This window comes from Streptomyces sp. 35G-GA-8, assembly GCF_023534745.1.
Lineage (GTDB): Bacteria > Actinomycetota > Actinomycetes > Streptomycetales > Streptomycetaceae > Streptomyces.
In genome coordinates this window covers 463,565-489,736 of sequence record NZ_JAMHJQ010000006.1, presented here as the reverse complement: position 1 = coordinate 489,736, position 26,172 = coordinate 463,565, and the positions used below count along the sequence as shown (strand labels likewise).

The 26,172-nt window shown below is 70.5% G+C and carries 31 protein-coding genes; 9 read left to right on the top strand and 22 right to left on the bottom strand.

All coding sequences use genetic code 11. The annotated features are described in order from the left end of the window. Positions 1-127 precede the first annotated feature (127 nt). Positions 128-586 (top strand): MarR family winged helix-turn-helix transcriptional regulator, encoded by a 459-nt coding sequence (locus M1203_RS16365; RefSeq protein WP_249950425.1) that lies wholly within the window; start codon positions 128-130, stop codon positions 584-586. A 144-nt stretch (positions 587-730) separates the two neighbouring features. Here M1203_RS16365 and M1203_RS16360 read toward each other — a convergent pair whose 3' ends face one another. Further along, on the bottom strand, positions 731-994 hold the full coding sequence (locus M1203_RS16360; protein ID WP_249950424.1) for a type B 50S ribosomal protein L31: 264 nt from the start codon (positions 992-994) through the stop codon (positions 731-733). A 261-nt stretch (positions 995-1,255) separates the two neighbouring features. On the opposite strand from M1203_RS16360, the gene M1203_RS16355 reads away from it, so the two are divergent. After that, entirely contained in the window at positions 1,256-1,891 is a 636-nt protein-coding gene (locus M1203_RS16355; protein WP_249950423.1) for a histidine phosphatase family protein, read from the top strand. A 21-nt stretch (positions 1,892-1,912) separates the two neighbouring features. Here the strand turns inward: M1203_RS16355 and M1203_RS16350 are convergent, their stop codons facing one another. The 3 genes from M1203_RS16350 to M1203_RS16340 form a co-directional block, all read right to left on the bottom strand. After that, positions 1,913-2,338: a pyridoxamine 5'-phosphate oxidase family protein gene (locus M1203_RS16350; protein WP_249950422.1), complete on the bottom strand. Its 426-nt coding sequence runs from the start codon at positions 2,336-2,338 to the stop codon at positions 1,913-1,915. A 199-nt stretch (positions 2,339-2,537) separates the two neighbouring features. Then, positions 2,538-2,741 (bottom strand): cold-shock protein, encoded by a 204-nt coding sequence (locus M1203_RS16345; RefSeq protein WP_041994569.1) that lies wholly within the window; start codon positions 2,739-2,741, stop codon positions 2,538-2,540. A gap of 274 nt (positions 2,742-3,015) precedes the next feature. After that, a complete protein-coding gene (locus tag M1203_RS16340) occupies positions 3,016-4,008 on the bottom strand; it encodes an aldo/keto reductase (RefSeq protein ID WP_249950421.1) in 993 nt (330 codons plus the stop codon). Between the two features lie 64 nt (positions 4,009-4,072). Between M1203_RS16340 and M1203_RS16335 the strand changes: the two genes are divergently transcribed. Then, positions 4,073-4,765: a TetR family transcriptional regulator gene (locus M1203_RS16335; protein ID WP_249950420.1), complete on the top strand. Its 693-nt coding sequence runs from the start codon at positions 4,073-4,075 to the stop codon at positions 4,763-4,765. A gap of 102 nt (positions 4,766-4,867) precedes the next feature. Continuing rightward, positions 4,868-6,433, top strand: a complete 1,566-nt coding sequence (locus M1203_RS16330; protein WP_374403163.1) for an MDR family MFS transporter — start codon at positions 4,868-4,870, stop codon at positions 6,431-6,433. Positions 6,434-6,545: 112 nt separating this feature from the next. On the opposite strand, the gene M1203_RS16325 is transcribed toward M1203_RS16330, so the two are convergent. Next, positions 6,546-6,842 carry a hypothetical protein gene (locus M1203_RS16325; protein ID WP_249950418.1) on the bottom strand — a complete coding sequence of 99 codons (297 nt, stop codon included), beginning with the start codon at positions 6,840-6,842 and terminating at the stop codon, positions 6,546-6,548. 128 nt (positions 6,843-6,970) lie between these two features. On the opposite strand from M1203_RS16325, the gene rpmF reads away from it, so the two are divergent. The 3 genes from rpmF to M1203_RS16310 all read left to right on the top strand — a co-directional run bounded on the left by rpmF (position 6,971) and on the right by M1203_RS16310 (position 8,565). Continuing rightward, a complete protein-coding gene (gene rpmF, locus M1203_RS16320) occupies positions 6,971-7,141 on the top strand; it encodes a 50S ribosomal protein L32 (protein WP_249950417.1) in 171 nt (56 codons plus the stop codon). Positions 7,142-7,144: 3 nt separating this feature from the next. Then, complete coding sequence (locus M1203_RS16315; protein WP_249950416.1) at positions 7,145-8,098, top strand: ATP-binding protein; 954 nt, start codon at positions 7,145-7,147, stop codon at positions 8,096-8,098. A 74-nt stretch (positions 8,099-8,172) separates the two neighbouring features. Beyond that, positions 8,173-8,565 (top strand): SCO5389 family protein, encoded by a 393-nt coding sequence (locus M1203_RS16310; protein WP_249950415.1) that lies wholly within the window; start codon positions 8,173-8,175, stop codon positions 8,563-8,565. A 78-nt stretch (positions 8,566-8,643) separates the two neighbouring features. Here M1203_RS16310 and M1203_RS16305 read toward each other — a convergent pair whose 3' ends face one another. The 14 genes from M1203_RS16305 to M1203_RS16240 all read right to left on the bottom strand — a co-directional run bounded on the left by M1203_RS16305 (position 8,644) and on the right by M1203_RS16240 (position 21,690). Beyond that, on the bottom strand, positions 8,644-9,246 hold the full coding sequence (locus M1203_RS16305; RefSeq protein WP_249950414.1) for a DUF1772 domain-containing protein: 603 nt from the start codon (positions 9,244-9,246) through the stop codon (positions 8,644-8,646). A 227-nt stretch (positions 9,247-9,473) separates the two neighbouring features. After that, complete coding sequence (gene metF / locus M1203_RS16300; RefSeq protein ID WP_374403108.1) at positions 9,474-10,418, bottom strand: methylenetetrahydrofolate reductase [NAD(P)H]; 945 nt, start codon at positions 10,416-10,418, stop codon at positions 9,474-9,476. Positions 10,419-10,576: 158 nt separating this feature from the next. Further along, positions 10,577-11,488, bottom strand: a complete 912-nt coding sequence (locus tag M1203_RS16295; RefSeq protein ID WP_249950413.1) for an alpha/beta hydrolase — start codon at positions 11,486-11,488, stop codon at positions 10,577-10,579. Next, on the bottom strand, positions 11,485-12,204 hold the full coding sequence (locus M1203_RS16290) for an indole-3-glycerol-phosphate synthase (protein WP_249950412.1): 720 nt from the start codon (positions 12,202-12,204) through the stop codon (positions 11,485-11,487). The genes M1203_RS16295 and M1203_RS16290 overlap by 4 nt, the downstream gene beginning before the upstream one ends. After that, positions 12,201-12,947 carry an N-(5'-phosphoribosyl)anthranilate isomerase gene (locus M1203_RS16285; RefSeq protein WP_249950411.1) on the bottom strand — a complete coding sequence of 249 codons (747 nt, stop codon included), beginning with the start codon at positions 12,945-12,947 and terminating at the stop codon, positions 12,201-12,203. Before M1203_RS16285 ends, M1203_RS16290 begins: the two co-directional genes overlap by 4 nt. Then, positions 12,944-14,089: an acyl-CoA dehydrogenase family protein gene (locus M1203_RS16280; protein ID WP_249950526.1), complete on the bottom strand. Its 1,146-nt coding sequence runs from the start codon at positions 14,087-14,089 to the stop codon at positions 12,944-12,946. The genes M1203_RS16285 and M1203_RS16280 overlap by 4 nt, the downstream gene beginning before the upstream one ends. 55 nt (positions 14,090-14,144) lie before the next feature. Beyond that, positions 14,145-14,519, bottom strand: a complete 375-nt coding sequence (locus M1203_RS16275) for an ectoine synthase (RefSeq protein WP_249950410.1) — start codon at positions 14,517-14,519, stop codon at positions 14,145-14,147. A 2-nt stretch (positions 14,520-14,521) separates the two neighbouring features. Continuing rightward, complete coding sequence (gene trpA, locus M1203_RS16270) at positions 14,522-15,361, bottom strand: tryptophan synthase subunit alpha (RefSeq protein WP_249950409.1); 840 nt, start codon at positions 15,359-15,361, stop codon at positions 14,522-14,524. Continuing rightward, a complete protein-coding gene (locus tag M1203_RS16265; protein WP_249950408.1) occupies positions 15,354-16,424 on the bottom strand; it encodes a hypothetical protein in 1,071 nt (356 codons plus the stop codon). Before M1203_RS16265 ends, trpA begins: the two co-directional genes overlap by 8 nt. Positions 16,425-16,426: 2 nt before the next feature. After that, positions 16,427-16,690, bottom strand: coding sequence for an acyl carrier protein (locus M1203_RS16260; protein ID WP_129766285.1), 264 nt, complete (start codon positions 16,688-16,690; stop codon positions 16,427-16,429). After that, a complete protein-coding gene (locus M1203_RS16255; protein WP_249950407.1) occupies positions 16,687-18,219 on the bottom strand; it encodes an AMP-binding protein in 1,533 nt (510 codons plus the stop codon). Before M1203_RS16255 ends, M1203_RS16260 begins: the two co-directional genes overlap by 4 nt. Next, positions 18,209-19,123, bottom strand: a complete 915-nt coding sequence (locus M1203_RS16250; protein WP_249950406.1) for a MaoC/PaaZ C-terminal domain-containing protein — start codon at positions 19,121-19,123, stop codon at positions 18,209-18,211. Before M1203_RS16250 ends, M1203_RS16255 begins: the two co-directional genes overlap by 11 nt. Next, positions 19,120-20,370, bottom strand: coding sequence for a beta-ketoacyl synthase (locus tag M1203_RS16245; RefSeq protein ID WP_283958640.1), 1,251 nt, complete (start codon positions 20,368-20,370; stop codon positions 19,120-19,122). Before M1203_RS16245 ends, M1203_RS16250 begins: the two co-directional genes overlap by 4 nt. A gap of 102 nt (positions 20,371-20,472) precedes the next feature. Further along, entirely contained in the window at positions 20,473-21,690 is a 1,218-nt protein-coding gene (locus tag M1203_RS16240) for an aminotransferase class I/II-fold pyridoxal phosphate-dependent enzyme (RefSeq protein ID WP_249950404.1), read from the bottom strand. A 393-nt stretch (positions 21,691-22,083) separates the two neighbouring features. Here M1203_RS16240 and M1203_RS16235 point away from each other — a divergent pair, with 393 nt between their 5' ends. Then, positions 22,084-23,010 carry a bacterial transcriptional activator domain-containing protein gene (locus M1203_RS16235; protein ID WP_249950403.1) on the top strand — a complete coding sequence of 309 codons (927 nt, stop codon included), beginning with the start codon at positions 22,084-22,086 and terminating at the stop codon, positions 23,008-23,010. A 76-nt stretch (positions 23,011-23,086) separates the two neighbouring features. On the opposite strand, the gene M1203_RS16230 is transcribed toward M1203_RS16235, so the two are convergent. Genes M1203_RS16230 through M1203_RS16220 form a run of 3 tightly spaced genes read right to left on the bottom strand, consistent with a single transcriptional unit; the run spans position 23,087 to position 25,097 of the window. Further along, the gene (locus M1203_RS16230; protein ID WP_249950402.1) at positions 23,087-23,842 is read right to left on the bottom strand and encodes an SDR family NAD(P)-dependent oxidoreductase; all 756 of its coding nucleotides are present in this window, start codon (positions 23,840-23,842) and stop codon (positions 23,087-23,089) included. After that, the gene (locus tag M1203_RS16225; protein WP_249950401.1) at positions 23,839-24,825 is read right to left on the bottom strand and encodes a ketoacyl-ACP synthase III; all 987 of its coding nucleotides are present in this window, start codon (positions 24,823-24,825) and stop codon (positions 23,839-23,841) included. The genes M1203_RS16230 and M1203_RS16225 overlap by 4 nt, the downstream gene beginning before the upstream one ends. An 11-nt stretch (positions 24,826-24,836) precedes the next feature. Further along, complete coding sequence (locus tag M1203_RS16220; RefSeq protein ID WP_030355857.1) at positions 24,837-25,097, bottom strand: hypothetical protein; 261 nt, start codon at positions 25,095-25,097, stop codon at positions 24,837-24,839. Between the two features lie 189 nt (positions 25,098-25,286). On the opposite strand from M1203_RS16220, the gene M1203_RS16215 reads away from it, so the two are divergent. Beyond that, positions 25,287-26,171, top strand: a complete 885-nt coding sequence (locus M1203_RS16215; RefSeq protein WP_249950400.1) for a class I SAM-dependent methyltransferase — start codon at positions 25,287-25,289, stop codon at positions 26,169-26,171. Position 26,172: the final 1 nt, after the last annotated feature.

Sequence of the window (26,172 nt, the reverse complement as noted above, 5' to 3'; positions counted from 1 at the left end):
TACAAGCGATGACAATACTTGCAGACGCCGATTAATTGCAAACGCGCTATATTGCGAATGTGCCCTATCCTGGGGTACGGGGACGCGTCCCGCCGCCACCCGCCCTCATCCCCCGCTGGAGGAAGCCATGACCGCCACGGACACCGCGCTCACCGGGCTCGCCCAGGGCTGGTGCGCCCTCTCGCTGCTGCACGGCAGGATCGAGGGGCATATCGAGCGCGCGCTGCAGGCCGGGCACGGTCTGAGCGTCCGTGAGTACTCCCTGCTCGATGTCCTCAGCCGTCAGCACGACGGCGAGGGCGGCCATCTCCAGATGAAGCAGGTCGCCGACGCGGTCGTCCTCAGCCAGAGCGCCACCACACGGCTGGTCACCAGGCTGGAGGACCGCGGACTCCTCACCCGCTATCTGTGCCCGACCGACCGCCGCGGGATCTACACCAATGTCAGCGAGGAGGGGCTGCGGCTGCTGGCCGAGGCACGCCCCACCAATGACGCCGCGCTGCGGGAAGCGCTCGACGAGGCGGCGAAGGTCCCCGAGCTGGCCGCTCTCGTCAGGACCGTGAAGTCGCCCGGGACCACCGGCTGACCCGCCCCACGTACGGCCTGTCCGAGAAACCCCCGGAAACCCCCGAAAACGGAGAGCCGGACGGAAACCCTGGTCGGGTTACCGTCCGGCTCTTCTCGCACAGGTCGTGCACCCGCGCCATACACGCGGACCGGCTCTGCGGCGTCAGCTCTTCTTCGCGCCGCCCGAGGCGCCGTAGCGGCGCTCGAACCGTTCCACCCGGCCGGCGGTGTCGAACACACGGCCGGTCCCGGTGTAGAAGGGGTGGCTCGCGGAGGAGACCTCCACATCGATGACGGGGTACGTGTTGCCGTCCTCCCACTCCACTCGCCGCGGCGAGTCCGCGGTCGAACGCGTCAGGAACGCGGTACCCGCCGCGCGGTCCCGGAAGACGACCGGACGGGAGACGGGGTGGATACGAGGCTTCATAGGAACTCCCTCCTCATGATGGATATCGTTTCCATCAAGTGGCGCATCGGGGTAACGCGACGAGCCCCCTCGGCATTCCCCGCCATGTCCCGAGCGCCGGAACAAGGGACACTGGGCGTGACGGGCTCCCCGCGGCCCGCCGAGGAACGCGCTCGCGGCCCGCCGAGTTCTCCCATCGGCACGGGCGGGCCGTCCGGGCCGACGACCGCCGGGGACGGCTCCGGTGGCGGAGTTCGGAGAACAGGAAAGTGGGCGGCACCCATGGGTGAGTTGATCCTGGTACGGCACGGAGAGACCGCCTGGTCCCTGTCCGGGCAGCACACCAGCTACACCGACCTGCCGCTGACCGAGCGCGGCGAGAGCGAGGCCCGTTCCCTGGTGCCACTTCTCGGCGAGCGCCGGATCGGCCTCACACTCGTCAGTCCGATGGCTCGGGCCCGGCGCACCGCGGAGCTGGCGGGTCTCGACGGGGTCCGCGCCGTACCGGATCTGCGCGAGTGGAACTACGGGGGCTACGAGGGGATCACCACGGCCGAGATCCATCGCACGCGGCCCGGCTGGGACCTGTGGACCGACGGCACCGTCCCCGGTCCCGACGGCCGGACCGGCGAGAGCCCCGCCGATGTCGGGCACCGCGCCGACCGGGTACTCACCGAGGCCCTGGAGGGGCTGCGCTCGGGTGACGATGTCGCCCTGGTGTCGCACGCCCACTTCCTGCGGGTGCTCACCGCGCGCTATCTCGGGCTGGCCCCGGCCGCGGGAGCCCTGTTCCTTCTCGCCACCGGGACCGTCTCCCGCCTCGGCACGGAGCACGACCGGCCGGTGATCACCGCCTGGAATCTCGCGATCCCCGAGAGCGTGCTGCGCGCCGCCCGGGAGAAGGAGAACGCGGCCTGACCACACCCGGCCCAGCGGTCCTCAGAGCTGTCCGAGGTCGGCCGAGAGCCAGTGCTCGGGCCGCATCCGGATGACGACCTGCTCGCCGTGCTCGGACGAGGCGACGTCGACATAGGCGTCGACCTTGTCGGCCGCGACATAGCGGGACGCGATCTCGTGGAGCGCCTCGCGGGTGGCGGGCTCGGTCGCGGTCACGGAACCCTCGACCGACACATAGCGGACCGTGGGTTCGACGCGTTCGACCATCAGGGTGAAGCGGCCCGCGGCGGCGATGAGCCGGCCCTTGCGCGAGTCCCGTCCCGTCATGATCCAGATGTCTTCGCCCGGCCGGTACTGGTACCAGATCGGCACCGTGAGCGGAGCCCGCCCCTCCGCCGCCGCCACCGCGAGCGCGGCGATACGCGGCTCGGCCAGGAACAGCTCGCGCTCTTCTCGGGTCAGTGCCACCGAAACTCCTCCGTCCCTCGGACCGGCCCCTCCGCTTCCGTCGCGCGGCGGTCGTCCGGCACGGTCAAGCCCTCCCCCGTTTCACCCGCGGGGTAACGACAAAGGCGCCGGTCCGGCGGAAAGAAGCTCCGCCGGGCCGACGCCCTCTTGTTCCGTGCCGACCACCGGGGCCGCTCAGAGCCCTTGGGACGGCGGGGTGTTACGAGGGAAGGATGTTCTCCGCCTGCGGGCCCTTCTGGCCCTGCGTGACGTCGAAGGTGACCTTCTGGCCCTCCTGGAGCTCACGGAAGCCGGACGTGGCGATGTTCGAGTAGTGCGCGAACACGTCGGGGCCGCCGCCGTCCTGGGCGATGAAGCCGAAGCCCTTTTCCGAGTTGAACCACTTCACTGTTCCACTGGCCATGCTGAGTCTCCGTTTCAAGGGACGCAAGATTCCCGCACCGTACGGGAACCGGAGGTGATCGCCTTGGTCCGCAGAGACGCTGAACAGCACAAACGCCCGTGACGGCACGTCACGGGCGAGCGGTACTTCGGAACCACGACAGCTGATCAAGACGCTACATGGCGCGAAGCGATACAGCCACAGAAACGACCAACTCTTGCGCCTGTGCCGCGTAATCGGAGCGCGAACGGCCCACGATCACCCGTTCGCCAGCGGGGCCCACGGGGCGCGGGCGCTACCAGCGGGGATGGATCGAGGCGCGCAGCCGGCGGTCGTAGAGCTCCTGGACCGCCGCCAGGGTCGACGGCGACAGCGGCGGGAGGGCCGCCGCCCCGCTGTTGGCGCGCGCCTGCTCGACGGAGCGGGCACCGGGGATGACGCTGCTGACGCCGGGCTGCTGAACGATCCAGCGCAGCGCGGTGGCGGCCGGGGTGGCGCCCTCGGGTGCCAGTCCGGCGAACTCCGCGGCGGCGGCCAGCCCTGTCCCGTACTCGATGCCGGAGAAGGTCTCGCCCTGGTCGAAGGCCTCGCCGTGCCTGTTGTACGAGCGGTGGTCGTCGGCGGCGAAGACCGTGTCCGCCGTGTACTTCCCGGTCAGCAGGCCGGAGGCGAGGGGTACGCGCGCGATGATGCCGACCCCCGCCGCCCGGGCGGCGGGCAGTACCTCCTCCAGCGGCTTGAGCCGGAAGGGGTTGAGGATGATCTGGACACTGGCCACACCGGGGCGCGCGAGGGCCGCGAGCGCCTCGGCACAGGTCTCGACGCTCACGCCGTAGGCGGCGATGCGCTCCTCCGCCACCAGGGTGTCGAGCGCGTCGAAGACCGCGTCGGACGTATAGACGGGCGTGGGCGGGCAGTGCAGCTGCACGAGATCCAGGGTGTCCACGCCGAGATTGGCCCGTGAGCGGTCGTTCCAGGCGCGGAAGTTGTCCAGAACGTAGTTCTCCGGGACCTGGTCGGCCCGTCGGCCCATCTTCGTCGCGACGAACACCCCGGCGTCCGGGCGGCCCTTCAGATAGCGGCCGATGAGCTGTTCGCTGCGGCCGTCGCCGTACACATCCGCGGTGTCGAAGAAGGTGACGCCCGATTCCACGGCCGCGTCCAGGACGGCGAAGGCGTCCGATTCGGCCACCTCGCCCCAGTCGGCGCCCAGCTGCCAGGTCCCCAGCCCTACGGCGGATACGTTTCGTCCCGTTTTACCCAGTGCGCGTTGCTCCATACGGATCATGTTACGGGGCGGCCGGCGAGGAATTAATTTTGCGGATCCTGCACTTTTGCATACCCTGCAAGATGTGAGGAATGAGGGTGCGGCGCCGGGTCTCCGCGAGCGCAAGAAGCAGGCCACGCGAGCGGCGCTGGCCGAGGCGGCGGTGCGGCTGGCCGCCGAGCACGGCGCCGAGAATGTCACCGTCGAGGCGATCAGCGAGGCCGCGGGGGTCTCTCCGCGTACGTTCTTCAACTACTTCGACAGCCACGACGACGCGTTCGTCATGATCGACCGGGGCATCGGCGAGCGGGTGCGGCGCGCGGTGCGCGAGGCACCGGCCTCGGTGACCGCGCTCGACGCGGTCCGCGAGGCACTCGCCACCGAACTGGCCGACGTAGTGGAGGAGCAGCGCGAGATCTGGGACCTGCGGGCCGCGGTGCTGCAACGCTCCCCGCATCTGCTCGTGCGCGGCATGGGCGCCCATATGACCGAGGAACTGGAACTGGCCGAAGCCATCGCGGAACGGCTCGGCGCGCCGGCGTTCCGTACGGCGGAGGGCGAGCGGGTGTCCCGGCGGCCGGGGCCCTGCGCGCATGTCCCGGACACCTCGGCGCTCGGGCTCTACCCGCGGCTGCTCGCCGCCGTCGGCACGACGGCCGTACGGGTCGCCGTCGAGCACTGGTGCGCGCAGGGCCCGGAGGCCACCTTCCCGGACATCTTCCGGCGTGCCTTCGCCCTTCTGGCCGCCGGTCTGCCCGAACCTCCGGCCGACGGCTGACAGCCGACAGCCGCCCCCACCGCTTCCGCCCACGTATCGACCATGGACTTGAAGAAGGACACCTTGAGTGCAATTGAGGCGCCCGAACAGGCGCCGACCTCCATGACCAACCGCCAGATACTCCAGGCCATGTCGGGGTTGATGGCCGGTATGTTCGTTGCCATCCTGGCGAGCACAGTGGTGGCCAACGCCCTGCCCAGGATCATCGCCGACCTCGACGGAAGTCAGTCGTCGTACACCTGGGTCGTCACCTCCGAACTGCTCGCCATGACGGCGACCGTGCCCCTCTGGGGCAAGCTGTCGGACCTGTACAACAAGAAGCTGCTGCTCCAGCTGTCGCTCGCCATGTTCGTGGTCGGGTCCCTGCTGGCCGGCTTCTCCCAGGGCGTCGGCCTGCTCATCTTCAGCCGTGTCGTCCAGGGCATCGGCGCGGGCGGTCTGACCGCGCTCGCGCAGATCGTCATGGCCGCGGTCATCCCGCCCCGGCGGCTGGGCAAGTACTCCGGGATCTTCGGCGCCGTCTTCGCGGTCGGTACGGTCGCCGGGCCGCTGATCGGCGGCGTGCTCGTGGACACCTCGTGGCTGGGCTGGCGCTGGTGCTTCTTCATCGGTGTGCCGTTCGCGCTGGCCGCGATCCTGATGCTCCAGTCCACGCTGCGGCTGCCCACGATCCGGCGCGAGGTGAAGATCGACTACCTGGGCGCGTTCCTGATCGTGGCGGGCGTCTCCGCGCTGCTGATCTGGACCTCCCTGGCGGGCAACCAGTTCGACTGGGCGTCCTGGCAGACCTTCGCCCTGACGGGCACGGGTGTGGTGCTGCTGGTGGCCGCGGTCTTCGTGGAGGCCAGGGTCCCCGAGCCGGTCATTCCGCTGGACATCTTCCGCAACCGCACGGTCACCCTGACCACGGTCGCGAGCCTGCTGGTCGGTGTGGCCATGTTCGGCGGCACCGTCTTCCTCTCGCAGTACTTCCAGATCTCGCTCGGCAAGTCCCCGACCGTCGCCGGGCTGATGGGCCTGCCGATGATCCTCGGTCTGCTGGTGTCCTCCACCGTCGCCGGCCAGATCATCAGCGCCACCGGCAAGTGGAAGGTCTATCTGATCGCGGGTGGCGTGATCATGACGGCCGGTCTGGGCATGCTGGCGACCATCGACGCCAACACCGGCTTCGGTCTGCTCAGCCTCTACATGGCGGTGCTCGGAATCGGCGTCGGGCTGCTGATGCAGAACCTGGTGCTGGTGGCGCAGAACGACGTACCGGCCGCCGAACTGGGCGCGGCCACGTCCGTCCTGTCGTTCTTCCGCAGCATGGGCGGAACGATCGGTACGAGCGTCCTCGGCGCGGTGCTCGCCAACCGGGTGGCGGCCGAGATGACCAAGAGCCTGGGCGAGTCCGGGCAGGGGGCGTCCGGCGGCGCGGGCCACGGCGCCGTACCCGACATCTCGAAGCTGCCCGACGCGATGCGGGAGATCGTGCAGCACGCCTACGGTGTGGCCACGGCGGAACTCTTCCTGGTCGCCGCGCCGTTCGCCGCGCTGGCGCTCGTCGCGGTGCTCTTCATCAAGGAGAAGCCGCTCAAGACCACGAGCGGGATGGAGCGGCTCGCGGAGGAGAGCAAGCAGGCGGAGGAGATCTCCAAGCCCACTCCGCCCGCCCCGGTGGGCTGACCGCCCCGGTGGGACGGGCCCCACGTATCACCGCATGACGTCACGGCCCCGGCCGCGCCCTCTCGGGTGCGTCCGGGGCCGTGCGCGTGGGGGTCAGCCCTGCGCGTGGGGGTCAGTGGTCGTCCCAGTGCCCTTCGTGCTCGGCGTGGCGGTGTCCGTCGTGCACATAGTCCACATGGCCGTCATGAGGCACTGCCACATGACCGCAGCCCTCCCCGTGCTGATGCGCATGACCACTGTGCGGGGCGTGGGCTCCGGGCTCGCATTCGTCCACATGATCGCCGTGGACCGCGTGCACATGGCCGTCGTGCGCGTAGTCCACATGCCCTTCGTGCGGGAACGCCACATGGCCGCAGCCCGCGCCGTGCTGGTGCGTGTGGTCCGGATGAGGAGCGTGTGCGGTCGTCATGGCTCTCTCCAATCACTCGTGGGCGCGAGGCGACGCGCGTGGGCGAGAGGCGGTTTTGGTAACGGTGTTCATTTGCATGTAGCGTTCGACGGCATCACGATCCGCGCTCCGCACCCTGGAGGTTCGCCATGGCCGTACCCAAACGGAAGATGTCCCGCAGCAATACCCGTCACCGCCGCGCCCAGTGGAAGGGCGTCACGCCGACCCTGGTGCCCCTCACGATCGACGGTACGTCTCATCTCGTACCGCAGCGACTCGTCGCGGCGTACGAGCGCGGCCTGCTGACCCCGGAGGGCTGAACCGTGCGCGTAGCGTTCGTCGGCAAGGGCGGCAGCGGCAAGACCACGCTGTCGGCCCTCTTCGCCCGGCAGTTAGCCGCCGAGGGGGCGCCCGTGGTCGCCATCGACGCGGACATCAACCAGCATCTGGCCGAGGCCCTCTCCCCCGGGGAGGGCGAGGGCCATACCGCGCCACCGCTCAGCGCGCGCACCGGCGAGATCAAGGACTGGCTGCGCGGGGACAATCCGCTGATCGCCTCACGCGAGGCGATGATCAAGACCACTCCGCCGGGGCGCGGTTCGCGGCTGCTGCGAGTGCTCGGCGAGGACCCGGTGCACAGCCACCACGCCCGTCCGGTGGGCGGGGTGCCGCTGATGGTGACCGGGGTGTTCGACGACAGCGATCTCGGAGTGGCCTGCTACCACTCCAAGCTCGGGGCCGTCGAGCTGTATCTGAACCATCTGGTCGACGGGCCCGGCGAGTATGTCGTCGTGGATATGACCGCCGGGGCCGACGCGTTCGCCTCCGGTCTGTTCACCCGGTTCGATCTGACGTTCCTGGTCGCCGAGCCCACCCGCAAGGGCGTCTCGGTCTACCGCCAGTACCGCGATCACGCACGGGAGTTCGGGATCGCGCTCGCGGTGGTCGGCAACAAGGTGACGGGAGAGGACGATCTCCTCTTCCTCAAGGAGCATGTCGGGGACGATCTGATCGCCTACTGCGAGCAGTCCCCCTGGGTGAGGGCTCAGGAGCAGGGCCGTACGGGAGGCGGGCTCGAACCGCACAACGCGCACACCCTGCGCCAGTTGCGCGCCGCCGTCGACGCGCGGCCGAAGGACTGGGACACCTTCCAGCGCCACGCCGTCGAGTTCCATCTGCGCAACGCGCACGCGTGGGCCGACCGGGCCACCGGGAGCCGGCTCGCGCTTCAGGTCGACCCCGGTTTCCGGCACGGTCCGGACGCTCTGGCGCGGTGAATCACGCCGCGACCTCGCACCGTCTCCTCCCCCACCGGGCCACTGTGCCCCCCAACCCGACAGGACAGGCACTCATGTCACTCGATGTCTCCCCCAAGCTGCTCGCCGACGCCGAGAACGGCCAGGTCCGCGAAGAGGACTTCGTGGACACCGTCCGGACCTCCCTGCCGTACGCGTACACCCTCATCGCCGGTCTCGTCGGTGAACTGCGGCGCGGCGATGCCGTGTTCGCCGACAACCAGACACCGCCGCCCTCCGAGCACGAGCGCGGTCAGCTGCTGCGCGCGCTCGCCAGCGATGCCATCCGCTCCAGTCTGGAGCGGCACTTCGGGGTCGGCCTGGCGTTCCAGAACTGCCACCGGGTGGCCGTGTTCCGTCCGGAGGACCGGGGCGGTGCGACCCACACCCGGTTCACCTCGACGCGCTCGCAGATCCTCAACCAGTCGCCCGAGTTCCGGGACTGCTGAACTCGGGCCCGCTGACGGGTCGATGAAGCGGGGCGGTGGGGCCGGAGCCCCGCCGCCCCGTTTGTCGCGACCCCGGGCTCAGACGCCGTGCGGGCGCATCGTGGCGCTGCCGGTGCCACGGCCGTGCAGCACCAGTGCGCGGGCGAGGAAGCCGAGCGCCGCCGTGCAGACCAGGGTCCGCACGATGTTGCTCGTCTCCCAGGTGGTCCTGAACTTCTCGACGATCGAGAAGTCCGTGATCCTGGCCGGGTCACCGGCGGCGGCCAGTTCGTTGTTGAGCGGGATATTGACGCTGAACGTGATCATCAGGGCCACCAGATAGAGCACGGCCGCCGCCCCGATCCAGAGCGCGGCGCCCCGCCCGCCCTGGCGGTGCTCAAGGAACGCGGCGACCGCCGCGGCGAGCAGCGCCCCGATGAAGACCATGCCGAAGAGACCGTTGCCGTCGATCAGGGCGTTGAAGTTCTGCATCGCGTCGACATAGGTACGGTCGTCGGTCCTGGCCAGCCCCGGCATCACCGAGATGTCGTACGCGAAGAAGAGACCGGCCATCAGCCCCATGGTGATGGTGGCGATCATCAGCAGCGGCCCCACCGCCTTGCTCCGGCGCACGGGCGCCGCCGCGGGGGCGGGCGGATAGGCGGCGTAGGGGTTCGGGGTTCCGGTCGGGTTGAAGCTCATGGGACTTCCTTGTCTGGTGGTCGAAGCCGTCCGATACGAGGTGATCCGGCGACCGCCACGGTGTCGTCGCCAACGCCGCCGCCGACATGTGACACGGCTTTCTCACGTACTGCGTCAGGGGACCAGTCAAGTACAGCGCGGTGAGACGGAACATAGCCATGAAGCTCAGGTCCATATTCCAGCGTCCAAGCGGGTGGACAGCTCACCGGCTCCGGCCGGGCGTCGGGTCAGGGACGGGTGGCGGCCAGCGGCCGATCGCGCCGTACCCCCACGCCGAGGTTCTGGTGGATCTCCATCGTGGCCGTGGAGCGGTTGAGAGTGATGTAGTGCAGTCCGGGTGCGCCTTCGGCGAGCAGTCGTTCGGCCATGGCCGTGGCGTACTCGACACCGATGCGATGTCCGTCCCCCGGCCGGTCGCGAGCCTCTTCGAGCCGTTGGGCCAGCGCGTCGGGGAAGCGGGCGTCGCTGAGTTCGGCGAAGCGGCGGATCTGCCGTACATCGGTGGCCGGCATGATCTCGGGGACGATCGGCGTCGTACAGCCCGCGGCCTCGATCCGGTCGCGGAGCCGCAGATAGTCCTCGACGTCGAAGAACATCTGTGTGATCGCGTAGTCGGCGCCCGCCCGGCACTTGGCGACGAAGTGGCGGATGTCGCTGTCCCAGTCGGGCGAGCGCGGATGGCGCTCGGGGAAGGCCGCCACCCCGACGGTGAAGTCGCCCAGTTCCCTGATGAGGGTGACGAGTTCACCGGCCTGGGCGAAGCCCTCCGGATGGCGGACCCACTCGCCGCGCGGGTCGCCGGGCGGATCGCCACGCAGCGCGAGCACGTCGCGGATACCGGCGTCCGCGTACTGCCCGATGATGTGCCGCAGTTCGGCCACCGAGTGGCCGACCGCCGTGAGATGGGCGACCGGGCGCAGGGTGGTCTCGGCGGCGATGCGCTTGGTGACCTCGATCGTCCGGTCGCGCGAGGAGCCGCCGGCGCCATAGGTCACGGAGACGAAGGACGGCGCGAGCGCCTCGATCCGGCGGATCGCGTTCCAGAGGGTGCGTTCCCCCGCGGGCGTCTTGGGCGGGAAGAACTCGAAGGAGTACGAGCGCTGCCCGTCGGCCATCAGGGCACGGGGGCCCGGCCTGGGATGCTGCGGGAGGTCCGCGGTCTCTGCCGCCATAAGGAGGGGTCCTTCCTGGAGCCGCTCGGTGCGTGGATGAATACAGTGCGCACACAGTAGCCGCGCCGCGCTCCGCTCCTCCGCCATGACCACGGATTGATCACCTATTGATCACCGGGACGACGCTCGCGCACAACAGCCGCTCCCCGGAGCGGAGTTCAGGATCCGGCGGGCGCGTCACCACCATGTCGCAGACACTCCTCCAGAAAGGCCAGCGCCCGCAGATGGTAGGCGCGTGCGGCGCGGCCGATGCTGATGTTGTGCCCGGCGGCGGGCAGCCGCTCCACCGTGACGAGCGGCGCCGCGGTCAGCTGCCCCGTCATCGCCGACAGCGCCTTGTCGTCCAGCTCCCACCAGAGTTCGTATTCCGCGAAGGTCAGTCTGACCGGGCTGGTGATCCGGCCGGCCAGCCGCGGGTACTGGACGGGCCAGGTCGCCGTCTGGGCCGCCTCGCGCGCCGGAACGGCCCTCAGCAGGGCGCGGCTCGCCCGGAACGTACCGGGTGCGTACAGATGCAGCGGGCCCCAGTTGAGCCGGGACGCGCCACCGCCGAGGGTGTCGGGGAAGTGCCGTGCCTCGGGCGCGTACCGCCAGCCGCATCCGTTGATGTCGAGCCCGATCAGCCCGTCGCCCGCGTCCTGCGCGGCCATGTGCAGCGCCACCTTGCCGCCGTCGGAGTGAGCCACCACGAAGAAGCCCGCGCCGGTCGGGTGGTGCCGGGCGAAGCCGGCGAGCGCCCGGTGCAGTGTTGTCGCCTGCTCGCCGAGGGGCTGTCCGTCCGGCAGTGGGCCGGCGGAGGCGCCGTACCCGGGCCGGTCCAGGGCCAGCACCGTATGACCGAGCCGGGCACCCAGGGTGAGCAGTGAGTCGGCCGGGTCGGTCAGCCCGTTGAAGTAGTCGGCGCACATGCCCCGGCCGTGGACGGCGACGATCACGGAGCGGGGTTCCGCGCCGCCGTCCGGCTCGGCGAGCAGACCCGACAGCGGGATGTCACCCGCGTTCAGGGTCACGGCGCGGACGGCGGGCGCCGGAGAGGACGCGGTGGCGGAGAGGGATACGGGTGCGGTCATGGCAGGCGGTTCTCCTGAGCGGCGGGGCGGGTCCTGGCGCGGTCCAGGCGGTCGACCCAGCCGGCCGGGCTGTCGGCGCGCAGCAGCGACGTGCCCACCAGCAGGCCGGCGTACCCCGCGTCGAGCAGTGTCGCGGCGGCGAGCGGACCGTCGATGGCGCTGGCGCTGACCGGGCAGCGGGTGCCCGAGGCCCGGACCGCGGGCAGCAGGGCGAGACTGCGGTCGAGGTCGCCGCGGTCGCGCTCCCTGGCCTTGATGTCCTTGTTGTTGACGGCGACGACGCACTCGTCGGCGTGCGGCAGACCGTCGAGTTCGGACTCCTCCGTCACCTCGACGAAGGGGGTGAGGCCGAGGGGCAGAGCGGCGGTGATCAGGGTGCGCATGCTGGATCGGGGCAGCAGGGCCGCGGTGAGCAGCACGGCGGAGGCGCCGAGTTCCCTGGCGGTCGACAGCTGGTCCTTGCGGGTGATGAAGTCCTTCTGGAGCAGCGGCAGATCGGTGAGCGCGGCGACATCGCGCAGCAGATCGGTGGTGCCACCGAACCAGCGTCCCGTCACCACCGAGACACAGGGCGCGCCCGCCGCTTCGTACGACGCCACGATCGCGGCGGGCGTCCGGCCGCCGAGCAGGTCGTGGCCGTGCGCGTCGCGCCGTTTGATCTCCATGACCAGCGGGCGATCGGCGGCCAGCAGGGCTGCCAGGAATCGGGAGGTCATCGGGGCTCCTCAGGGGACGTGCCGGTCCGCCAGGCGCGGGCCAGAGCGGTGACGGCGGGCGCCGAGAAACGTCCGTGTGCGTCACGGGCCGCGGTGTCGACATCGATACCGCGGAAGCCGGGGTGGGCGACGACGGACCCGTAGTCGCGGCGGTTGTCCGGGGAGATGCCCCCGGCGAGCAGGAACGGCCGGGTGAGCCGGGGCAGCAGGCCCAGCACCTCGCGCTCGGGGAGCTGATGTCCGGTACTGCCGATCCGGCCGTCCTCGGTGGCCGTGTCGAGCAGGAACAGGTCGGTGCCCGCCCGCTCGTACGCGCCGATCAGCGGACGTTCCGGACAGCCGCCGCCGCGCAGATGAAGGACCTTGACCAGGACCGCGTCGGGCAGGGCGGCGCGCAGCGCCCGTACCACCGCGGGTGACTGGTAGGCGTGCAGTTGCAGCCAGCGCAGACCGGTGCGGCGGGCCAGAGCGGCGAGGGCTTCGGGGTCACCGAGGAAGGTGACAAGGACCGGTTCGAGCCGGCCGGTGGCGCGGGCGGCCGCGACGAGTTCGGTCAGGTGTCGTGCGGGAAGTTCGGCATGGCCGCCGGGTATGCCGTGCCACAGGCCGACGCAGTCCGCGCCCGCGGCGGCGAGCGTGGTGATGTCGTCGGTGGAGGTGGCTCCGCAGACCTTCAGAACCCGGCGGGTCTCGGGTGCGGCCGAGTCTCCCGCCGGGTGCCCGGAGGCGGGCTCCGGGCTCATGTGCCCAGACCCAGCATCGAGGCGATGCGGTTGTACTGGATTTCCGTGGTGCCGGAGTAGATCGTGCCCGCCACGGCGTTGCGCACGTCCTTCTCCAGACCGTACTCGGTCATATAGCCGTGCCCGCCGAAGAGTTGCACGGCCATCAGACTGGTCGCCACATTGCTCTCGCTCGTGACCAGCTTGGCGATGGCCAGATCCACCGTGACGTTCTCGCCGGCCGCGAGGCGTTCACCGGTGTCGTACAGCCACTTGCCTGCCGTCTCCAGCCGGATCCTCATGTCGACGATCTTGTTGGCGACGGACTGGTACGAGCCGATCGGCCTGCCGAAGGAACGGCGGGTCTTCGCGTAGTCGAGGCAGCGGTCGAGCCGGTGCCTCATCTCTCCCACGTTCACGATGAAGGAGAAGAGGATCTCCCGCTTCATCACATGGTCGAGCACGATGAATCCGCCGCCGACCCGGCCGAGGACCTGGGTCCTCGGGACACGGCACTCGTCGAAGAACAACTCGCTGAGCGGCGAGGTGCGCAGTCCCATCTTCTTGGTCGGTGTGCCGATCGTGAGCCCCGGGGTGTCCCGGTCCACGAGGAACGCGGTGACCCCGAGCGGGCCGCCGTCCGGATGCGTACGCGCGTAGACGACGAACACATCGGCGACAGGGCCGTTGCTGACGAAGATCTTCGAGCCGTTCAGGACGAAATGGTCGCCGTCCCTTACCGCTCTGGTGGTCATCGCCATGGCGTCCGAGCCGCCCTCGGCCTCGGTGATGGCATGGGCGCCGATCACCTCGCCCGAGCAGATCCGGGTCAGATACCGCTCCTTCTGCGCGTCCGTGCCGAATCGCGCGAGTGGCACACCGGTACTGGCCATGGTGGTGGTGACCGAGAAGCTCAGCCCGGAATCGCGGCAGTGCTCGCCCAGCCCTTCGAGCAGATACATGGTGGTGAGCAGGGATTGGCCGAGGCCGCCCCAGCGCTCTTCGAAGGGCAGTCCGAGGATGCCGGTCTCCCGGATCAGTTTCCACTTGTCCCAGGAGAACGTGGCCTGTTCGTCCTGTTCTATGTGGCCGGCGCTGAGCGCCTCACCCCACCGGGCCAGACCTTCGCGCAGTTCGGCCTGGTCGGCGTTCCAGCGGATCACGGCGAGCCTTTCCACGAGGGTTCGTTGACGGGCGGTCGGGGACCGCGGTGTGCGGTCAGTACGCCGAGGAGACCTGCTCGTCGAGCTGGTGCACCTCGTCGCCCCGGAGCGCCGGGGAGAAGACGCACACCAGACGCAGATCCTCGTGCGGGCTGGCCACGAGGTAGTGGGCGTCGTTCTCGTTGAGCGAGTAGAGACGGCCGGGCACGATCGGGTGCGAGGTGCCGTCCAGCTCGATCACCTCTCCCGAACCCTCGATGCAGTAGCAGGATTCGATGTGATTGCGGTACTCCAGACGGGACTTGGTGCCCGCGCGCACGGTAGTGTCGGTGATGCTGTAGTCGAGGCCGTCGGCGGCCACGATGAAGCGACGGCTCAGGCCGTTGCCCCACTCGACCGTCTTCACGCTCTCCAGGTCACGGACGAACATGTTCAACTCCCGGTTCTCTCAGGTGTGATGGAACGGTTGGGCGATACGGACCTGACGAAGGCGCGGAAATCGTCGACGACATCGCTCCCCTGAGCGAGCGAACGCTCGATCCGGGCGACACCCGCGGAGCCGATGATGACGGCATCGGCTCCGCAGGCGCCCACGGTCTCCACGTCCTGTCTGGTCCTGACCCCGAAGCCGATGGCGATCGGGGATTCCGTGTGCGCCCGGAGCGCGGCGACGGTGCTCGCCAGCGCGGCGTGCCCGCCGGCGGGGGCGGTGCCGCTGCGTCCGTAGTGGGCGACGAGATAGAGATAGGCGGTCGCGCCGGCCGCGGCCTCGGCCATGGTCGACGGCGGGCTCTGCTGGTAGCAGGTGGTGACCACGGGCAGTCCGGCCTCGCGGGCCGCCGCGTGGTGTGCGGTGCGCAGCCGGGGTGGCAGCGCGTGGACGAGCAGTCCGTCCGCGCCGGAACCGGCGATCGCACGGAGTGTGCGCGCGGGGCCGCCGTTCTCGCGGTCCCGGTGCTTGAGTGTGTGGCTCCAGTCGGCGAGCAGCGCGATCCGCAGCCGGCGCAGGCGCGGGCGCACGGCGGCAATAAAGGCGAGCACATCGTCGAGCCCGACCCCCTGGTCGAGGGCGCGGCGTGCGGAGCGGCGGATCACGGGCCCGTCGGTGACGGAGTCGGGGAAGGGCACGGCGAGTTCGAGGCAGTCGACGCCCTCCTCGTCCAGCATGGGAACGAGGTCGGCGAGGACATCGAGCGGTGGGTCCCCGGCGTTGAGGAAGAGGGCAAGGCCCGGTCCTTCGCCGGGTCCGACGCGGGAGAAGAAGTCAGCCATGGGTGGTCATCTCCCGCGTGCGGGCGGCCGGGCGCGACGCCCCGGTCCTTACGCGCTCGGCGAGTTCGCGGGCGGCTCCGCCGCGTACCGCCTCCAGGGCGGCGGCGACAGCTTGCGTCCAGTCCGTGGTGTGACCGCTCGCGACGGCCAGCGCCGCCGCGTTGAGGCAGACCGTACGGGTGGCCACTTCTCCCTCGGTGCCCGCGAGGACGGACAGGAAGTGGGCGGGTGCCGAGGCGGGGTCCGGGGCGGGTCTCAGATCGTCGAAGCCTCCGTCGGGCGAGACCAACTCCCCTGCCGGGAGCCGGAGTTCATTGCCGCCGGGGGTGTGGATGGTGTTGTCGGCGAAGCCGAGCAGTTCATCGGCGCCGCGGTCGTTGGTGGTCAGCCAGAGCGTGCGGCCGGGCCGGCTCCCGCTCTCCGCCTCGCTCCCGGCGAGCGCGCGGAGCTCGGCCAGGGGCGCGCCCGCCGAGACCCCGGTGACCTGCGCCGTGACGGGCAGGTCCGCGAGGAACGGACCGAGGGCGTTGAGGAAGCGGCCGAAGGGTTTCATGCTCGTCGGCGCGATGGTCCTGGCCAGCCGGGTGAGCTGCGCCGGGTAGACGAACGGTCCGGCGAAGGCGATGCCGTACCGGTCCAGGGTGTCGGCGGTCTGGTCGTAGGAGGAGGTCAGCCGGACGCCGAGACGTTCCAGCAAATCGACGGAGCCGAGCGAGCTGGTGTACGCGCGCGAGCCCGTCTTGACGACCCGCACCCCGGTCGCGGCGGCGACGAACGCCGACGCGGTGGAGATGTTGAAGGTCTTCGGTCCGCCGCCGGTGCCCACCACATTGACCGTTCCCGGCCAGCGGCCCGCCGGCCGGGCGGGCCGCCGCTCGGCGAGCGAGTCGAGCAGCGGACGCAGCGTCTCGTGGCCGGGCAGCGCGGTGGCCAGGGAGGCCAGCAGGGCGAGGGCCTGCGCCCGGTCGAGGCCGCCGTCGCCGAGCTGGTCCCAGAACGACCGCCAGGTGTCGCGCCCGACGGGCGCGCGCCGCTCCAGCAGGCCGGTGAGTGCGTCATGCACCGTTATCCGCCCGCCACCTCGGGACGGCGCGCACCGGCGATGAACGCGTCGATGGCCGCCACACTGCGGAAGTTGTCGGGGTCGAGATCGGCGTCGCCGATCGGCAGCTCGAAGCGGTCCTCGACCCAGGCGATCAGCTTCAGCACACCGAGGCTGTCGATGACACCGTCCGAGAGCAGATCGTGGTCGTCCGCCAGCTCCTGGGCGGTGATGTCCGGCAGGAACTCCTCGATGACGAACTGCTTGATGGTGCCGGCGTGGCTCATGACGTCCTTCCCTGGGCGGTTGTGGCCGATGTGGCGGTGGAGACGGTGGACAGCTCGTCGAGACGGTCGAGCGCCTTGCGGTCGACCTTTCCCGTGGCGGTCTTCGGCAGCGGCTCGTGGACGATCCGCAGCGTGGCGGGGACGGCCGCCCTGGGCAGCCGTCCCGCGCAGTGCTGACGCAACGTCAGGGAGTTGAGCCCGCTGCCCGGTTCGCTCTGTACGGCGGCGATGAGCCGGCGGCCCTCGATCGGGTCGGGTACGGCGGCCACCCCCGCTTCGCGTACGGCGGGGTGGTCGAGCAGTACCCGTTCGATCTCCGCGGTGTTCACGGCGACTCCGCGGACCTTGACCTGGTGGTCGGCGCGGCCGGTGAGATGGAGCCTGCCGTCGGCGTCGCGCCGTACCAGATCGCCGGTGCGGAACCAGCGCCGGTCGTCGCGACCGAGCGGATGGCCGGTGAACTTGTCGGCGTGCCGGGTCCGGTCGAGATAGCCGGCCGACTGGAAGGGGGTGGAGACATACAGTTCGCCGGAGCCCGGTCCCTCGACGGCCGCGCCGTCCGGGGCGAGGATCAGGGCCTCGACCCCCGGCAGCGGGCGGCCGATCGGTACCGGCGGGAACGCGGTGGCGCCGGTGTCGACCTCATGGACGAAGCTGTCGTTGGTCTCGGTGCAGCCGTAGATGTTGTGGATCCGCGCCCCGGGAAACAGCCGGGGCAGGGCGGCGAAGGTGCGGTCGGGTATGACATCGCCGCTGAACATCACCTGGCGGACCCCGGGGAGCGTCGCCCCGCGCCGCTCGGCCGCGTCGAGCAGCAGCCCGTAGAACATCGGCACCGCCTGGACCACCCGTACGTCATGGCGGACGAGGAGATCGAGCAGATGCCCGCCCCGGGCGGCGAGTGCGGGATCGACCAGGACCACCCGGCCGCCGTGCGCGAGGGTCGTCCAGACGTCCAGCAGGCACAGGTCGAAGTTGAGCGGGGCGTAGTTGAGTACGGTGACGCCGGGCCCGATGGAGAAGGCGGGGGCGGCCCAGGCGACGAACCGGTTCACGGCGTCCCGGCCCAGGGGGACGATCTTGGGCAGGCTGGTGGAGCCGGAGGTGGTGAGCATGAACGACACCTCGGCGGCCTCGCGCGGTGCCAGCGGCTGCGCGGTGACCTCGGGGTTCGGCGCCACCGCGGCGTCCGTGCCGTCGGCCGTGATCACCTGGCGGCAGCCCGCCTGCGCGAAGAGATCCGCGAGCAGGGCGTCGGCGAGCGCGGGCGACGGCAGCAGGAAGGGGCGCCGGGCCAGCAGACAGGCCAGCACCAGCGCGATGGCCGCGGGCGATTTGGTGGCCAGGACACCGACGGGCTCGCCGGGGGTGAGCCCCAGCCGGGCCAGCCGGTCGCGCTCGCGTCCCGCCCGTTCGTACAGCTCGCGGTAGGTGGTCTCCTCGCCGTTCCACACCAGGGCGGTGGCGTCGGGCCGTTCACGGACCTGGGAGAGGAATCCGCCCACCAGGCCGAGGCCGTCAGTCGTCATGTCCGGCTCCCGCTCTTCCCGTGTGCTCGGCCAGTTCGACCCAGCCGCTCTTGACCGCGGGTCCCGCGGGGGTGCGGCAGCCGAAGCGCACCACGCGGTGGGCCGTGTCCGGCTGAAGGTCGAACCGGAGCGGCTCTCCGGGCGTGACGGGCGCCGAGAAGCGCCCGCCGATCCCGCGTATCCGGGCGGCGTCCGCGTCCGCGTACCGGTCGGTGATCTCCTCGACGGCCAGGGCCAGCACGCTCATGCCGTGTGCGATGACGGAGGTGAAACCGGCGGCGCGGGCCGCGTCGGCGTCGAGATGGATCGGGTTCTCGTCGCCGGAGGCCAGCGCGTAGCGGCGGATCCACTCCACGGTCGGCTCGTGGACGACGGTGGCGGGCTCGGCCGCTCCGGCGGGCGCGGGGACGGCGGCGCCGCCGGAGATCTCGCCAAAGGGTTCGAGGGCGGTCGCGCCCACGAGCAGGGCGCTGGTGACCAGTTCGGCGAACGGCTCGGCGGCCCCACCCCGGTCGGTGGAATCCGTGGCGCCCGTGGAATCCGTGGCGCCCGTGCGGTCCGCGCCGTCGCCGGTCAGCCGGGAGCGCAGCGCGACCCGTGTCCCGCGCGGTTCGCGGCGGGCGCCGAGCACATCCAGCCGTACGGTGACCTGTTCACCGGGGCGTACGAGCCGCCGGCAGCGGATGTCCTGGCCGAGGTGGACGACCGACACGGGGCCGGGCTCGTCGGCGGTCAGCGCGGCCACCGTACGTTCGGCGACGGCGTGGGCGAGGACGAACGCGTGGACGGGCGAGGCGAGTTGGTCACGCGCGGCGGGCAGCGCGGCGCGGACGGCGCCCCGGTAGGCCGCGATCTCTTCGGCGGTGACGGTACGCGTCGCCGTCGGGGCGGGGGCGGTGGTCATATCGGGGCCACCACCAGGCTGGAGTTGTGGCCGCCGAAGCCGAAGGAGTTGGAGAGCGCGGGACCGGACGCGACGGCGCGCGGGGCGCCGTGGACCACATCGATTTCCATGCCTGGCTCCAGCTGTTCGTGGTTGGCGGTGGGAGGGACCTCGCACCGGCTCATCGCCTGCACGGTGGCGATCAGTTCGACGGCGCCCGCGGCCCCGATGAGATGGCCGATGACGCTCTTGCTCGCGGTCACCGGCGGGCCGTCCGTGCCGAACACCTTGGCCAGCGCGAGTGCTTCGGCCCGGTCGTTGTGCGGGGTCGAGGTGCCGTGCGCGTTGACATGGACGATGTCGGAGGGGGTCAGACCCGCGTCGGCGATGGCTCCCGCCATGGCCCCGACGGCGGCGCCGCCGTCCGGCAACGGCATGGCCAGGTGGTACGCGTCGGAAGTCGCCGCGTAGCCGGCCACGGTCGCGTACGTACGGGCGCCGCGCGCCCGCGCGTCGTCGAGGCGTTCGAGGACGACGAACCCGGCGCCCTCCCCCATCACGAAGCCGTCGCGGTCGGCGTCGAACGGCCTGGACGCGTGCTCCGGGTCGTCGTTGCGCAGCGACACGGCGTTGAGGTTGCCGAATCCGGCGAGGGTGACGGGGGTGAGGGTCGATTCGCAGCCGCCGGCCAGGACGACATCCGCGCGGTGGGTCCGCAGCAGTGTCAGCGCGTGGCCGACGGCGTCGGCGCCGCTGGCACAGGTGGTGGCGATGGTCAGGGCGGGACCCTGCCAGCCGAGCCGCATCGAGATCTGGGCCGCCGCCGCGTTGGGCATCGTCATCAGTGGCATCAGCGGGTTGACCCGGTGCGGTCCCGACTCGGTGAAGTGCCGGGACTCCAGATCGCTGGTGGCCCGGCCGCCGACCGCGTTGCCGACGACGATCGCCGTACGGCCGGGATCGGCGGTGGGCGCTCCCGCGTCCTGGTGCGCGGCGAGGGCGGCGGTCGTCCCGTACAGCGCGAACGGGTCCATCCTGCGGGCGTCCTTGGCGGGCACGAAATCGAGGGAGTCGAGCCCGGTGACCCGGCAGCCGATGCGCACCCGGTGGCGCTCCAGGTCGAGATGGGTCAGCGCGGCGGCGGTGGACCTGCCCGCGCGCAGCGCGGTCCACAGATCGTCAGGGGTGCAGCCGGCCGGGGTGACGACGCCCATGCCGGTGATCGCGACAGGCGCTTGTGGCGGTGCGTGCCTCGGTGAGGTTGGCATCTCGGATCCCGTATCCCGTACGAACGTCGAAGGGCGGAAGGGCAGAAGGGCTGGAGGGCTGGAGGGCGAAGGAGTGTGCGGGAGAAGCGAGTTGACTGGCCGTCAGCCCGCGATGAGCCCGCACACCCGGGCGGCCTTGAGGAAGGCCTCCGCGGCGAAGTCGATGTCGCTCTTGGTGTGGCGCGCGGTGATGGCGATCCGCAGCCTGGCCAGGTCGTTGGGGACGGCCGGGGTGACCACCGGCAGTCCGATGACCCCCGCCGCGCGGCAGGCGGTGGCGTAGTCGTACGCGGCGTCGTCGGAGCCGGCGATGACGGGGACGACGGCGGTCTCGCTGTCGCCGGTGCGCATCCCGCCGTCGTTCAGCATCTGGCGGAAGCGCGCGGACTCCCGCTGGATATGGGCGACCCGCTCGGGCTCGCGCTCCAGGATCCGCAGCGATTCGAGCGCCGCGCCCGACTGGGCCGGGCCGAGGGCCGCGGAGAAGAGGAACGGCCGTGCCGCGTACTTGAGATGGCCGATCAGCTCGCTCGGTCCCGCCACCCAGCCGCCCATCGAGGGGATCGCCTTGGAGAGCGTGCCCAGCTTGACGTCGACCCGCGCGGTGTAGTCGAAGTGCTCCTCGATGCCCTTGCCGGTGGCGCCGATGACACCGAGCGCGTGGGCCTCGTCCACCATCAGCAGCGCGTTGTGGGCGTCGCACACCCGGCGCAGCTCCGGCAGCGGCGCGATGTCGCCGTCCATGGAGTAGACGCTGTCGACGATGACGAGCCGGATCCCGTCCGGGCTCGCGGCGGCGAGCCTGCGGTCGAGGTGGCCTACGTCGTTGTGCCGGAAGCGGGTGACGGTGGCGCCGCTCAGCCGGCAGCCGTCCACGATGCTGGCGTGGTCGTACTTGTCGATCAGTACGGTGTCCCCGGCGCCGACCAGCGCGCCGACCGTGCCGACGTTGGCGGCGTACCCGGAGCCGAACACCAGCGCCTCCTGGCGGCCGGCGAACCGGGCGACCTCCGCCTCCAGTTCCTCGTGCAGCGGGATCGAACCCGCCAGCGCCCGCACCCCGTGGTTGCCGGTGCCGTACAGATCGACGGCGGCCTTGGCGGCGGCGACCACGCGCTCGTCGCCCGCCAGGCCCAGATAGCTGTAGCCCGACATCATCAGGAGGCGCTCGCCGTCGAGGTCGGCGTAGGCGGTGTCGCGCTCGACGGTGTACGTCACAAAGCTGTTGCGGCGGGCGGGCTCCCACTCCAGGGCCCGCACGCGGCGGTGTGTCGCGGCCAGTTTCGGCGCGAGACGATCCCAGCCCCCGGATGTGTTCACGTACGTCTCCTCACCACGTTTCGGACAATTACCGGAGTCCGCTCAACCTGGACTCAGAGTGCCGACGCAAATTCAACGACAGCCGCGCAAGCCGCGCGCAACACGGCGCTGAAATGGGAAAAGAGGAGAGCGCAAGAACATCGCGTCAGCTTTACGCAAGCGGAATGAAGGTCTCCAGAGAAATCCAGGGGAATGTTCCCCGGCCACTATTGACACACCGAGATGGCCGATTGGTATCGTCCAATTTCTGTGCAGGGGGCATGCACAGAGTGTCCCGGACTTCTTCACAAGGACCACTGTGGCGGGGCCCCCTGGCGTGATGTCGACACCCTCGCCGGCGGCAGCCGCCGTCGGTGCAACCGGCCCAGGGCCGACCGCATCGGGGAGTACAGCTTGCTCATCAGACTCGCTGGCCTTGTCACGATCGAACCCGAAGGGGTTCCGCCTCAGCATCTGTCCAGCGCTCAGGCTCAAGTCGCGTTCGCCAGGCTCATCCTCGAACGGTCCGGCGGCACCAGTCGCGATCAACTGGCCGACACCGTCTGGCCCGACGGACTGCCGGACACCTGGGCCTCGGCCCTGCGCAGTGTTGTCAGCCGGGTCCGTACGTTCGTCACGTTCCCCCAGCAGCGGCCCGGGGTCACACCACTGGTCGCCCAGGGCGGCCGCTATCTGCTGCGGCTGCCGGACGACGCGGCCGTCGACGTCGAGTGCGCGGAGGCGGCGGCGAGGGAGGCGGCCGAGGCGTACGCCACCGGCTCGTTCGCCGTCGCCCAGCAGCTCGCCGCCGCGGCCGTGTCGAATCTACGCGGGTCGTTCCTGCCCGCCCACGAGGGCGAGTGGGTCAACGGCGTACGGGAATGGCTCGACGAGCTGCGGCTGTCGGCGCTGGAGACCGCGAGTCTCGCCTCGGCGGCCCTGGGCGACGAGCATCACGCGCTGCGGTACGCCGAGGAGGCCGTACGGCGGGCACCGTTCCGGGAGAGCGCCTACCGGTGCCGGATGGCCGCGCACCGTACGGCCGGCAACCGGGCCGAGGCGCTGCGCACGTATCAGCAGCTGAGGGAGGTGCTCGCCGAGGAGCTGGGGATCGATCCGGCGCCGGAGAGCCAGGCCGCCTATCTGGAGCTGCTGCGAGGCCCCGACACCCCCCGAAGACCGGCGCCCGACAACAGCGCCGCGCCGCGCCTCGACCCGCTGCTGATGGGCATGTTCGAGGCCCCGTGCCCCCGGCCGGCCCCGCCGCGGCCCTGCTTATTGACGGCGGACGGCTGTCTCACCCACCCCGCGCCTCCGGTGCCAGAGCGGCGTGTGGCGTAGGAGCAGCGGCGGGGGGACATACGCGAGCGGCCCGGCAGATGATGCCGGGCCGCCTCTCTGTGCGCACAAGCCGTTCTCAGGTGATCGAGACACCGCTGTCGATGCTGATGACCTGGCCCGTCATACAGTCCTGGTCAAGGAAGAGCGCGGCGCTGCGAGCCACCTCCTCGACCGTGACGAAGCGCGGAATGGGGGCCTTGCCCTCCATCCCCTCGATGACGTGTCCCGGCAGGTTCTCCGTCATTCCCGTGATCATGAACCCCGGGGAGAGCGCGTTCACGGTCACCCCGCGTCTGCCGCACTCGGCGGCCAGGGTGCGGGTGAGACCGATGAGACCCGCCTTCGAGGCGGAGTAGGCCGTCTGACCCGCCGTCGCGATCAGCCCGGAGGGCGACACCACATTGATGATCCGGCCCCACCGCTGCCTGAGCATGTACGGAACGGACACCCGCGCGGTGTGGAACGAACCGATCAGATTGGTCTGGATGACCTGCTGCCAGTCCGTCGGCGACTGCATCGCCATCAGCGCGTCCTTGCGGATGGCGCCATTGTTGACGAGCACGTCGACCGGGCCGAGCCGCTCACCGATCTCGGCGTACATCGCGGTGACGGCGTCCCAGGAGCCGACATCGCCGGTGACGACGGCCGAGTCGTTGCTCAGCTTCTCCCGTACGGCGTGGGCCGCCGCCTCCGAGCTGTTGTAGTGGACGGCGACCCGGCAGCCGAGCGCGTCGAGTTCGAGTGCCAGGGCCTGCCCGAGCCCGCCGGACGCCCCCGTGACCAGGGCGACCGGCCGCTCGGGACGGGTGCCCGGCTCGCTGTTACGGCTCATTTCCTCTCCCCGCCCCACTCAAGGAGCATCGATCCCCAGGTCATTCCCGCGCCGAAGCCGGCCAGCAGCACCTGGTCGCCGGGGCGGATCCGGCCGTCCTCCAGCGCCTCGGTGAGCGCGATCGGGATGGACGCCGAGGCGGTGTTGCCGTACCGCTCCAGATTGGTGACCAGCGCCTCCGGCCGCAGACCGGTGTGGCTGAGGATGGAGTTGATGATCCGGATATTGGCCTGGTGCGGAATGATGTGGTCGACGTCGGCCGCGTCGACCTTGGCGCTCTCCAGCGTCTCCCGGACCGTACGGACCGTGTAGCGCACGGCGTTGAGATAGATCTCATTGCCGTTGATCTTGGCGAAGTGCAGCCCCTCGCGGACCGTCTCCTCGGTGGTCGGCATCCTGCTGCCGCCCGCCAGCACCTTCAGACTGCCGGTGCACGAGCCGTCCGCGCCGAGGTTCCATGCCTTCACCCGGTTCTCGGGGCCGGGCTGGAGCACGACCGCGCCGGCCCCGTCGCCGACCAGGATCGACAGATCACGGTCGGCGGGGTTGGCCGTCAGGGTATGGGTGTCGGAGCCGATCAGCAGGATGGGCCGGGGATCGATGGCGATCAGCGCCATCGCCGACACCAGACCGTAGACGAAGCCCGCGCACTCCGAGTTGACGTCGTGCGCGCTGCCCGCGATGCCCAGATCGTGATGGACGAAAGCGGACGTGGCGGGTGAGGGCTGCTCGGGCGTGGCGGTGGCGACGATCAGATGGGCGATGTCGCCACCGCTCAGGCCCGCCTTCTCCAGCGCGCGCCGGCCGGCCTCGACAGCCAGCGAGGCGGTCGTCTGTCCCGGCCCCACGGCGCGGCGCTCCCGGATGCCGCAGCGGCTGACGATCCAGTTCTCGTCGACACCGAACCGCTCCGCGAGCTCCACGCTGGTGACCTTGCGCTCGGGTACGGCCATGCCCCACCCGGTGATGTCGAAGCCGTTCACGGGCGCTCTCGCTACGCCTGCGCCGGCTGCGGGACGAGCGCGACGATCCGCTCGTACACATGCCGCAGCGTGGTCGTGTCGTCGAGATCCGCGAACAGCGACTCGTCGGCGGGAATGTGCGGGTACTGGTTCTGGAACCCGTACAGCCACTCCATCAGGTCCAGCGAGTCGACGTCCGCGATGTGCTGGAGCGGTGCGTCGGGGCTGACCTCCTGCGCGCCCGACACGGCCTCCAGCTGGCTCGCCAGTTCTTCGATGGTGGGGAGCGTCATGAGCTTCGGTCCTCTCTCGCGGTGCATCCGGTGTCGAGAGGCATGGAAGCGCGGCGCGCGCAATCGGGACGCAACACCGTTGACGCATGGCCGTCTTGCACATCTGTTGCGAGCCACGCGGTTATCTCGTGACCGCATCACACGGTCGGTACGAGCGGCGCAGCGACAGGATCAGGAAAGAGGTCGAGGATGACAACGGTCGCACCCAGGTCGGTGGACCCCGAGGTCGACGCGGTCAGACACCACTACGAGGTCAGCAACGATTTCTACCGGCTCCTGCTGGGCCCGACCATGATGTACTCCGGCGGCTACTGGGAGCAGGACGAGGATCTCGTCGCGACACTGGACGAGGCCCAGGAGCGCAAGCTCGATGTGTTCGCCGAGCTCGCCGGGGCGCAGGGCGCCCGCCGGGTGCTGGACATCGGCTGCGGCTGGGGCACCATGCTCAACCGGCTCACCACCGTGCACGGGGTGGAGGAGGCGGTCGGTCTCACGCTGAGCCGCACCCAGGAGGCGTTCATCGCCGGCCTGGACAACCCGCGGATCACCACGCGGGTGGAGAGCTGGGCGGACCACGCGACGGACGAGAAGTACGACGCGGCGTTCTGCATCAACGCGCTGGAGCACTTCGTCTCCTCCAACCTGCCGCCGCGTGAGCGCACCAAGCGCTACCGCTTCTTCTTCTCCCAGGTGTACAAGGCGCTGAACCCGGGCGCGAAGTTCGTCCTGCACACGATGACGGCCGAGGCCCAGCCCATGAACCGGGAACTGCTCGCCGATCTGAAGTTCCTCCAGCGCTCCGAGTTCGAGGGGATGCACATCCCGCATCTGCACGAGCTGACCGCCGCCGCCGAGGGCCAGTTCGAGGTCGTGGAGATCGTCAACGAGCGGGAGTCCTTCGCGATGGCGTGCCGCGCCTGGCTGAAGCGGCTGGCCGATGACCGTGCGACGGCGGTCGCCCTGGAGGGCGAGGAGGTCGTGGCCCGCTTCGAGCGCTACCTCGACATCTTCGCGTACACGCTCGAAGACAAGTTCTTCAACAACTTCCGCGTCACCATCGCGCGCAGGGGCTGAG

Bases quoted from the DNA above. Each gene is read 5' to 3' on its own strand.
- M1203_RS16365 (WP_249950425.1), top strand. From the start codon at position 128: ATGACCGCCACGGACACCGCGCTCACCGGGCTCGCCCAGGGCTGGTGC.
- M1203_RS16360 (WP_249950424.1), bottom strand. From the start codon at position 994: ATGAAGCCTCGTATCCACCCCGTCTCCCGTCCGGTCGTCTTCCGGGAC.
- M1203_RS16355 (WP_249950423.1), top strand. From the start codon at position 1,256: ATGGGTGAGTTGATCCTGGTACGGCACGGAGAGACCGCCTGGTCCCTG.
- M1203_RS16345 (WP_041994569.1), bottom strand. From the start codon at position 2,741: ATGGCCAGTGGAACAGTGAAGTGGTTCAACTCGGAAAAGGGCTTCGGC.
- M1203_RS16340 (WP_249950421.1), bottom strand. From the start codon at position 4,008: ATGATCCGTATGGAGCAACGCGCACTGGGTAAAACGGGACGAAACGTA.
- M1203_RS16330 (WP_374403163.1), top strand. From the start codon at position 4,868: ATGACCAACCGCCAGATACTCCAGGCCATGTCGGGGTTGATGGCCGGT.
- M1203_RS16325 (WP_249950418.1), bottom strand. From the start codon at position 6,842: ATGACGACCGCACACGCTCCTCATCCGGACCACACGCACCAGCACGGC.
- rpmF (WP_249950417.1), top strand. From the start codon at position 6,971: ATGGCCGTACCCAAACGGAAGATGTCCCGCAGCAATACCCGTCACCGC.
- M1203_RS16310 (WP_249950415.1), top strand. From the start codon at position 8,173: ATGTCACTCGATGTCTCCCCCAAGCTGCTCGCCGACGCCGAGAACGGC.
- M1203_RS16305 (WP_249950414.1), bottom strand. From the start codon at position 9,246: ATGAGCTTCAACCCGACCGGAACCCCGAACCCCTACGCCGCCTATCCG.
- metF (WP_374403108.1), bottom strand. From the start codon at position 10,418: ATGGCGGCAGAGACCGCGGACCTCCCGCAGCATCCCAGGCCGGGCCCC.
- M1203_RS16295 (WP_249950413.1), bottom strand. From the start codon at position 11,488: ATGACCGCACCCGTATCCCTCTCCGCCACCGCGTCCTCTCCGGCGCCC.
- M1203_RS16290 (WP_249950412.1), bottom strand. From the start codon at position 12,204: ATGACCTCCCGATTCCTGGCAGCCCTGCTGGCCGCCGATCGCCCGCTG.
- M1203_RS16285 (WP_249950411.1), bottom strand. From the start codon at position 12,947: ATGAGCCCGGAGCCCGCCTCCGGGCACCCGGCGGGAGACTCGGCCGCA.
- M1203_RS16275 (WP_249950410.1), bottom strand. From the start codon at position 14,519: ATGTTCGTCCGTGACCTGGAGAGCGTGAAGACGGTCGAGTGGGGCAAC.
- trpA (WP_249950409.1), bottom strand. From the start codon at position 15,361: ATGGCTGACTTCTTCTCCCGCGTCGGACCCGGCGAAGGACCGGGCCTT.
- M1203_RS16260 (WP_129766285.1), bottom strand. From the start codon at position 16,690: ATGAGCCACGCCGGCACCATCAAGCAGTTCGTCATCGAGGAGTTCCTG.
- M1203_RS16255 (WP_249950407.1), bottom strand. From the start codon at position 18,219: ATGACGACTGACGGCCTCGGCCTGGTGGGCGGATTCCTCTCCCAGGTC.
- M1203_RS16250 (WP_249950406.1), bottom strand. From the start codon at position 19,123: ATGACCACCGCCCCCGCCCCGACGGCGACGCGTACCGTCACCGCCGAA.
- M1203_RS16245 (WP_283958640.1), bottom strand. From the start codon at position 20,370: ATGCCAACCTCACCGAGGCACGCACCGCCACAAGCGCCTGTCGCGATC.
- M1203_RS16230 (WP_249950402.1), bottom strand. From the start codon at position 23,842: ATGAGCCGTAACAGCGAGCCGGGCACCCGTCCCGAGCGGCCGGTCGCC.
- M1203_RS16220 (WP_030355857.1), bottom strand. From the start codon at position 25,097: ATGACGCTCCCCACCATCGAAGAACTGGCGAGCCAGCTGGAGGCCGTG.
- M1203_RS16215 (WP_249950400.1), top strand. From the start codon at position 25,287: ATGACAACGGTCGCACCCAGGTCGGTGGACCCCGAGGTCGACGCGGTC.